At 72.2% G+C, this 1,390-nt stretch carries 1 protein-coding gene and 1 pseudogene; both read right to left on the reverse strand.

Features of this window, described 5'->3' with window-relative positions:
• Positions 1-69 precede the first annotated feature (69 nt).
• Positions 70-1,164, reverse strand: coding sequence for a 2'-deoxycytidine 5'-triphosphate deaminase (locus tag FV217_RS22290; RefSeq protein WP_147821811.1), 1,095 nt, complete (start codon positions 1,162-1,164; stop codon positions 70-72).
• A 38-nt stretch (positions 1,165-1,202) separates the two neighbouring features.
• Positions 1,203-1,390, reverse strand: a pseudogene (locus FV217_RS23150) (hypothetical protein); the annotation flags it as partial.

Raw genomic sequence — 1,390 nt, forward strand, 5'->3', positions numbered from 1 at the left:
GGCCGGCCCAGCCCTGAGCCGCGTCGGCCGGAGGCTCGCCGACCGGCGCCTCGTCCGGGCGGCGGCGTATCAGTAGAAGTGCTTCGAGAGCTTCAGGCCCTGCGCCTGATAGTTCGAGCCCGCGCCCGCGCCATAGAGCGTCTCCGGCGTCTCGGCCATGCGCTCGTAGACGAGCCGCCCGACGATCTGGCCATCCTCCAGCAAGAACGGCACGTCGCGCGAGCGGACCTCGAGCACGGCGCGCGCGCCCGAGCCCCCTGCCCCGGCAAAGCCGAAGCCCGGATCGAAGAAGCCGGCGTAATGCACCCGGAATTCGCCGACCAGGGGATCGAACGGCACCATCTCGGCGGCGTGGTCGGGCGGCACCTGCACCGCCTCTTTCGAGGCCAGGATGTAGAACTGGCCCGGATCGAGGATCAGCGCGCCGCGGTCGTCGGCGGGCAGCGGATCCCAGAAATCGGAGGCCGGCTGGCTGCGCGGCTTGTCGACGTCGATCAGCCCGGTATGGCGCTTGCCGCGATAGCCGATCAGGCCGTCGAACCCGGACAGGTCGACCGAGACGGCGACGCCGCCGGTGAAGGAGGGGTCGTCCGCGCTCACCAGCGGGCTGCGGGCGTGCAGCGCGGCGAGTTCGGTATCGGTCAGGCGCGGCTCGCCTTGGCGGAAGCGGATCTGCGAGAGCCGCGAGCCGGTCCGCACGAGGATCGGGAACGTCCTGGGCGAGATCTCCGCATAGAGCGGCCCGGTATAGCCGGCCTCGACCTGATCGAAGGCGGCGGCGCGGTCGGTGATCACGCGGGTGAACACGTCGATGCGGCCGGTGGAGCTCTTCGGATTCGCGCTGGCCCGCAGGTCCGCCGGCAGGGCCAGATCTTCGAGCAGTTCGGCGATGTAGACGCAGCCCGTCTCCAGCACCGCGCCTTGGGTCAGGTCGATCGGATGCAGGGCGAGCGCCGCGACGCAGGTGTCGACGGTGCGGCTCGTGCCGGGCAGGAAGCTGGTGCGGACCCGGTAGGCGCGCTTGCCGAGGCGCAGGTCGAGGCTCGCCGGCTGGATCTGGTCGGGGGCGTAGGGGCGCTCCGGGCGGATCGCCCCGGCCGCGGTCAGGGCGGCGATGCCGCGCGCCGAGAGGATGCCGTCCCGTCCGGCTGCGTTCCGTGTCATCCGGCAGTCTTTCTGAGGCCGTTCGCGTCCAGCATGGCTCAAGGCCGGACGAGGGTTTCGCGCGTCTCCGCCTTGGCCAGGACCAGCACGCTGCGGGTGAGCGAGAGCCGGGCGAGCGCGCCCATCGCAACCATGCCGGCGATGAGGCTCGCCACCACGGGGAAGCGGCCGGGTCCGAGGAGCGGCAGCACCGCGAGGATGGCGGCGGCGAGGCCGGGCGCCGCGC

It is taken from the genome of Methylobacterium sp. WL9 (genome assembly GCF_008040035.1).
GTDB classification, from domain to species: domain Bacteria; phylum Pseudomonadota; class Alphaproteobacteria; order Rhizobiales; family Beijerinckiaceae; genus Methylobacterium; species Methylobacterium thuringiense.